Origin of the sequence: Kurthia populi, assembly GCF_042686175.1 — a bacterium.
GTDB lineage: Bacteria > Bacillota > Bacilli > Bacillales_A > Planococcaceae > Kurthia > Kurthia populi.
The window spans coordinates 22,829-29,657 of sequence record NZ_JBHUOR010000120.1 but is presented as its reverse complement, the minus strand read 5'-3'; the positions used below and the strand labels follow the sequence as shown (position 1 = coordinate 29,657).

Annotated in this window: 5 protein-coding genes; 1 reads left to right on the top strand and 4 read right to left on the bottom strand. The window is 38.9% G+C overall.

Annotation, left to right across the window (positions count from 1 at the left end; translation table 11 throughout):
* Nucleotides 1–109 precede the first annotated feature (109 nt).
* The 3 genes from ACFSY7_RS13825 to ACFSY7_RS13815 all read right to left on the bottom strand — a co-directional run bounded on the left by ACFSY7_RS13825 (nucleotide 110) and on the right by ACFSY7_RS13815 (nucleotide 3,535).
* On the bottom strand, nucleotides 110–1,465 hold the full coding sequence (locus tag ACFSY7_RS13825) for a UDP-N-acetylmuramoyl-tripeptide--D-alanyl-D-alanine ligase (RefSeq protein ID WP_380148231.1): 1,356 nt from the start codon (nucleotides 1,463–1,465) through the stop codon (nucleotides 110–112).
* 15 nt (nucleotides 1,466–1,480) lie between these two features.
* Complete coding sequence (locus ACFSY7_RS13820; RefSeq protein ID WP_380148230.1) at nucleotides 1,481–2,545, bottom strand: D-alanine--D-alanine ligase; 1,065 nt, start codon at nucleotides 2,543–2,545, stop codon at nucleotides 1,481–1,483.
* A 228-nt stretch (nucleotides 2,546–2,773) separates the two neighbouring features.
* On the bottom strand, nucleotides 2,774–3,535 hold the full coding sequence (locus ACFSY7_RS13815; RefSeq protein WP_370323623.1) for a hypothetical protein: 762 nt from the start codon (nucleotides 3,533–3,535) through the stop codon (nucleotides 2,774–2,776).
* Nucleotides 3,536–3,678: 143 nt separating this feature from the next.
* Here ACFSY7_RS13815 and ACFSY7_RS13810 point away from each other — a divergent pair, with 143 nt between their 5' ends.
* Complete coding sequence (locus ACFSY7_RS13810) at nucleotides 3,679–4,857, top strand: FtsW/RodA/SpoVE family cell cycle protein (protein WP_380148229.1); 1,179 nt, start codon at nucleotides 3,679–3,681, stop codon at nucleotides 4,855–4,857.
* Nucleotides 4,858–5,541: 684 nt separating this feature from the next.
* Here ACFSY7_RS13810 and ACFSY7_RS13805 read toward each other — a convergent pair.
* Nucleotides 5,542–6,708, bottom strand: a complete 1,167-nt coding sequence (locus ACFSY7_RS13805) for an MFS transporter (protein ID WP_380148228.1) — start codon at nucleotides 6,706–6,708, stop codon at nucleotides 5,542–5,544.
* Nucleotides 6,709–6,829 lie beyond the last annotated feature (121 nt).

Sequence of the window (6,829 nt, the reverse complement as noted above, 5' to 3'; positions counted from 1 at the left end):
TGGTAATTCCCAATTTATACATAAAAATAGAGAAGGTGATGTCAAATTCGACATCACCTTCTCTATTAAAGGCTGGAATTTTCACTTATGTCCCAGCCTCTTTTTCATACTATTTCACAAATGCTTGTAAAATGTTTTCAAGCGCCATGCCACGAGATCCTTTTAATAATACTAAAGAATCCGCTGATGCATGCTGTGCAATATGTTCAATAATCGGTGCATAATCTTCTGCACTCCATAACACATCTGCTTGGTCTTTAATCTTACTATAAAGCGCCTCCATGCGTGGTCCATATAGACACACATGCTGAATCGCGTCTAAGTTTAAATCGTCGGCAATGTTTTCATGATATTCACGCTCTAATGTACCAAGCTCTAGCATATCGCCTAGCACGACCCATTTGTCGCTGCGCATTGTCGCATGCTCAACGAAGTTAAGCGCGGCACGTACAGAAGTCGGTGCCGCATTATAGGCATCGTTAATGAATAAAATATCTTTTTTGCCTTCAACAAGTTGCATACGCATATTTGTCAGCTCGACGCCTTTTAATGCTTCACGAATTTGGTCATTCGTTAAACCAATATCTTGTGCAATTAAAATCGCAATCAACGTATTTTTCACTTGGTGACGACCTAGTACAGAAATAAAGAAGTTGTCCTCTAATAAACCATGCACATCAAAGTGACTACCCTTTTCATCCTCTGTAATATTTGCCGCATATAAATCATCTGTGTCGGCTAAGCCAAATGAAATCGCATGGATATTCTCTGCTGCGACAAGTGGACGTAATAATGGCTCGTCACCATCATAGAAGAATTTGCCGTCTGCTTGTAGACCTTGTACGATTTCAAATTTCGCTTTTGCGATACCCTCACGAGAACCGAGCGCTTCCATATGTGCCTCACCAATATTTGTGATGACCGCATAATGTGGCTCCGCTAATTTTGTTAGTAACTCGATTTGGTGGAATCCATCCATCCCCATTTCAAGTACCGCAAATTGCGTATCCTCATCTAAGCCAAGTAATGTCAGTGGTAAGCCTAGTTGGTTATTATAGTTACCTTCTGTTTTTTGTACTTTATAGTAAGGCGCTAATGTGCCCGCAATTAAATCTTTTGTTGATGTTTTACCATTTGAACCCGTTACCGCGATAAATGTCGCGTTGTGCTCACTGCGATACGCGCGTGCCATTTGTTGAAGGGCTTCCTCTGAATCTTCAACGAAAAAAAGTGGTACATCTTGCGGTGGATTTGGCTCATCCTTTTGCCAAAATGCAGCTGCTGCACCTTGTTCAAAAGCTTGCGCTACATATTTATGACCATTCACGTTTTCACCACGGAATGGAATGAATAAATCACCTGGCTCTAGCGTACGTGTATTAATGGATACACCGGTTACAACGGCTTCCTCAAATGTTTGAGCGATGCCAAGCCATGCTGCGATTTCATTAATCGTTTTTTTCATGTTTGAGGACTCCTCTTATTGATATTGAAGTTGTTGTTTTTCAGCGTGGCGTTCGATGCCAAGGTTGATTAATTTTTCGATTAATTCGTTGTATGGAAGACCAGTGTTTTTCCAAAGAATTGGATACATACTTACTGGTGTGAAGCCAGGTAATGTATTAACTTCGTTGATGAAGATTTCGTTTTCTGCTGTTACGAAGAAATCTGCACGCACTAAGCCGGAACCATCTAAAATTTTGAATGCGCGTTTCGCCATATCAGAAAGTTGTGCTTCTACATCAGCAGTTACAGGTGCAGGAATTAATAAATCTGTGCTGTTGTCATTGTATTTTGAATCGTAGTCGTAAAATGCTGTTTTTGGTTTAATTTCACCAGGTACAGATGTTTCTGGTTCATCATTACCAAGAACCGCCATTTCTACTTCACGAGCTACAACACCTGTTTCGACAACAATTTTACGGTCATATTTAAGTGCTAATTCAACCGCTTCGATTAATTTTTCGCGGTCATCTGCTTTTGATACACCAACGCTTGAACCTAAGTTTGCTGGTTTAACGAACATTGGATATGTTAATTTTTCTTCCATTTCAGCGATTAATGCATCTTTTTGTTTATGCCAATCATTACGAATGAAGTATGTGTAAGGAACTTGAGGCAAGCCAGCGATTTCGAATAATTGTTTCATTGAAACTTTATCCATACCAGCTGAAGAAGCTAATACACCATTACCTACGTACGGTAAGTTTAATACTTCTAAGAAACCTTGTACGGTACCATCTTCACCATTTGTACCGTGAAGTAATGGGAAGATAACGTCGAATTTACGTTCTTTTAAAGAAGTTAAAAATTCTGTTACGTCATTTTCTGAATCTGCATCACGAGTAAACGCTAATTGTTCAATTGATTCGGCAGGTGCTGTTAATTGTTCACCTACGCGCCATTCACCGCCACGTGTGATGAATACTGGGAAAATATCGTATTTATCAAAGTTTAATGCTTGTGTTGCAGCCTTTGCTGTTGATAATGACACATCATGCTCTGCTGATTTACCACCGTATAATAAGCCTAATTTTTTATTCATAATAATGAGTTCCTCCAAATTTTAATTGGTCTACGAACGAATGTCCCTGAATTGAATAGGACGATTTCTATCGGACAAAGTTTCTCTAACTTGATGCGAGAAAAATATCATTACTTATAATAGCACTCTCTCACGCATTTTCATAAAAAAATCTAAAAAAAAGATTCCATTCGTCACACGAAAGGAATCCTATCCACCTATCCAACAACTGAAATAAATTTTTACGGACTACTTATGTACTTCTAGTACCCCATCTGGCTTTTGCTTTAACAATGAATTTAAATCGTCCCAAATCTCATCGACAAAATTAATATCCGCCACATTACGCACCTCAAGCACATAGGCTACTTTCGGCTTTTCAATACGATACATTGAAAAAAGCGCGCCGTCCTTCATATGATCGCGGAATGTATCACACACATCAATTGTAAAATGCGGCATAACGGTCGCCACGCGTCGACGCCAAAAGCTCGTTTGACGCTCTTTGAGTTGGATGACATTGTTGAAAACATTGACGACAAGACGGTCATTGTCTGCTAAATTTCGAAAATAAACTTTTGTATACTTATCCTCTTTATTTTCTAAGTAGACGTATTTATTTTGTAGCTGATGATAAAAAGGTGAACGTAATGGCTCCTTTTTATGCCCGATATAAAGAAGCTCCGCCTGTTCCTGCGGTGTTAATAAATTCAACTTTTTCTCATCTGAAAAATCAATCCAACATAAATCTTGCTTTGAATCTGAAATTTTCTTTGCAAAGTAAGGCATGCTTTTTTCGTCCACAAACCCTAAGCGCGTGTGCATGTTAAACGAGCCATCTTCGAACTCATTTTTCAACAGTAAAATATTTTGAAGCGAACCGACTGAAGAAGCAAATTCGTGAAATTTTAAACCGCTCAATACCACAAATTGGTTCAGCTCATTAACATGCACATATAAATGATGCAAAAAATCATCCGCAGCTCGCATTTTCTTTGCCAAGTCGATCACCCCATTCCTCTTCTTATTATAGATTGAATTGCATGAATTTGAAACATTTGTGATTCGATTTCGTCACAACTTTATGCACGAGCGTGTTACAATGAAATACGCTATAATAATTAAGTGAAATAATTAATATTTAGGTGGCAAATATGAATAACAATCGAAAAAATTTCTTCGATCGTTTGGATTGGACGTTAATCTTCATTTTGGCACTTTTTTGTATTGTTAGTATCGCCGCAATTTCATCTGCGCAAATGTCTGGTCAATACGCAACGAACTTCGTACCACGTCAATTATTCTGGTATGTAGTAGCGGGCGGTATCATCGCTGCGATGATGTACTTTGAACCAGAGCAATACAAAAAAATGGCCTGGTATTTGTATGGCATCGGTATTTTTATACTAGCAGTATTAGTTATACTACCCGACTCAATGGAACTTGTTGAACCACGTAACGGTGCTAAGAGTTGGTTCCACTTAGGCTTTGCCGACATCCAGCCGTCCGAGTTTATGAAAACATTTTATATTCTCGCACTCGCACGTGTTGTTTCTAAGCACAATGAAAACACTTCCGTCAAAACGATTAAAACCGACTTTATTTTATTAGGGAAAATCTTTTTAACATTACTTGTGCCATTAGCATTTATTATGCAACAGCCTGACCTTGGTACAAGTTTAGTATTCTTAGCCATTACAGCCGCGATGGTTATCGTCGCTGGTGTTGCTTGGCGTATTATCTTACCGGTTGCTATTGGCGCAGCTGGTATTGGTGGTACCCTACTATGGATGGCGCTTTACAAGCAAGAATTTTTAAATGCGACACTTGGTGTTAAAACCTATCAATTCGCACGTATTTATTCTTGGCTAGACCCATACTCATATTCATCAAGTGATGGCTATCACTTAGTGAAATCGCTTAATGCGATTGGCTCTGGTCAAATTTTCGGTAAAGGCTATAAAGGGCATGAAGTGTATGTACCGGAAAACCATACCGACTTTATCTTTAGTATCATCGGCGAAGAATGGGGCTTTATCGGCGCTAGTGCTGTCATCGTACTATTCTTCTTCCTGATCTATCACTTAACAAAATTAACATTGCAAATGAAAGATCCATTCTGTACATATGTATGTGCGGGGATTATTGCGATGATTACGTTCCACGTATTAGAAAATATCGGTATGACAACGCAAGTTTTACCAATCACTGGTATCCCACTACCATTCATTAGTTATGGTGGTAGTTCGATGATGGGGAATGCCTTTGCGCTTGGACTTGTATTTAGTATGAAGTTCCACCATCACACATATATGTTTGGTCGAGACGATTAAATAAAGACGCAACACTTTTGAATGAAAAGGTGCTGCGTCTTTTGTTTTGTATACATTTCATTGAAATCGCTCATTCACTCAAGAAGCGTGTTTTGGCTACGACATATTTCATAATAAGCGCCAATAGACGGCTATTGGCGCATGAAAAAAAGAAGTTTTATTAACTATGCTGTAAATGCTGTCAACGTAAATTTTTATTTACTAAAAAATGCGCAGATATTTACGATTTTTGGTCTGTGCATTTCGCTGATTTATACCCGTAGAGCCTCAAAAGTAGCCCATTCCATGCCAATTCGGGTCGTTTTCCACACCAAGGCTGACGAAAAATGCATACAGCTGTCATTTAGTTTATTTTTTATAAAATGCGACACGCTGCGCATGAGTGCTTACATAACAGCGACAAAAAACACCCCTCGGAGCGTCAAAATGAACCCAAAATCGTGAAAAACGGGTAACAAAACGCCCCGTTTCTGTCATCCACTTTACTAAATCATCGTAACTATCCGGCGAGCTTTTGTAGTTATTTGTGAAAATAAAGAGCCTCAGCATATGTTTAATAAAAACCTAGTGACATTCACCTGTGTATGACGCATATTCAAAAATATGTTGTATCCAAAACGCGCTACTTGAGGAAATACGTGATTTAAAAAGAGCCACCAAAAATTGGCGGCTCTTCTTTTTGTGCTACGCTTTTTTCTGACGTAGTGATTTTGAACTGCGTGTAAATAACACAAGTATGGTTATGCTAATGATTGCGAGCACAGCCGACACATAATACGTGTTGCCGCCCTGCCATGTTAATAGCCATGTGAAAAATAACGGGCCGATAATTCGGCCTAGATTATCCATTGAATAACTTAAGCCCGCTGCCGTTCCGTACATACCGCCAGATTCCTTTGATGCGAGTGACGTATTTAATGTACGCGCAAGTGCATTCCCTGCTGTGAAAACGCATAGTGCCACACCCGCATAAATTAAATTCGTCGTAAATGGTAGCATTAACAGACCAATAGCTGTCAGCACTTGTGCACCTGCTAGCCATTTTACTTCTTGACCATCCTTCACTTTGCGCACGACCATTCCTTGAATAAAAAAGTCAACAAAGCCGCTAAATAAAAATAACGAGCCTAGTTGCGCAGACGTAATATTAATTTGATCGATTTGGAATAGCTGTAACGTCGATTCCACACCTGAAAGTAAAAATGTCACAATGAATGAGAAAATAAATAAATAGCGCACACGATAGCTAAAGAGCTTTGATGTACCTTGTGGAATAATTTCCTTCGCAGAACCTAGTTTTCGTGTTTCTGGCTCTTTTAATACTGCCGCTGCATAGAATAATAGTAAAAAAATTAAGATGGCTGACACGAAAAATGGTAGTGTTAGACTGATTTGACCAAGCAACCCGCCAATTGCTGGTCCAAAAATAAAGCCTAGCCCAATCGACATTCCCATAAAGCCCATATACATATTACGGTTATCATCAGTTGAAATATCACCAATAAAGCCTGTAACCGCTGTGTAAAGAGCGCCTGAGAATAAACCGCCGATGACGCGTGATGCGTAAAGCATCGGTAATGAATCGATAAATAATGCAATCATTAAAAAGCTCACACTAAAGCCGACAAGCCCCACTAAAATTAATTTTTTACGCCCAATACGGTCGGATAACCGGCCCCACAGTGGTGCTGTGAAAAAACTTGCTAGCGCATAAATCGTTAGTAGGCCACCGACATGCATATCATGAAACCCTTGATTTACAATAACTTCCGGCAAAATTGGAATAATTAAGCCAAAGCCAAAATATACGAAAAATTGTACAGATACTAATAACATAACTGCCTTTTTCATCGTTTCTCCTCCTTCCATTAGCCCCCTCAAAAATGAAAATGCTTACAAATTAGTGTACTGCTAGTGAATACGAAATGACAATTACATTATATTCTCATTTATTTTTTTAAAAAATAGGTGT

What these genes read in the sequence shown, in the direction of transcription:
- ACFSY7_RS13825 (WP_380148231.1), bottom strand. Translation starts at nt 1,465, where the DNA reads ATGAAAAAAACGATTAATGAAATCGCAGCATGGCTTGGCATCGCTCAA.
- ACFSY7_RS13820 (WP_380148230.1), bottom strand. Translation starts at nt 2,545, where the DNA reads ATGAATAAAAAATTAGGCTTATTATACGGTGGTAAATCAGCAGAGCAT.
- ACFSY7_RS13805 (WP_380148228.1), bottom strand. Translation starts at nt 6,708, where the DNA reads ATGAAAAAGGCAGTTATGTTATTAGTATCTGTACAATTTTTCGTATAT.
- ACFSY7_RS13810 (WP_380148229.1), top strand. Translation starts at nt 3,679, where the DNA reads ATGAATAACAATCGAAAAAATTTCTTCGATCGTTTGGATTGGACGTTA.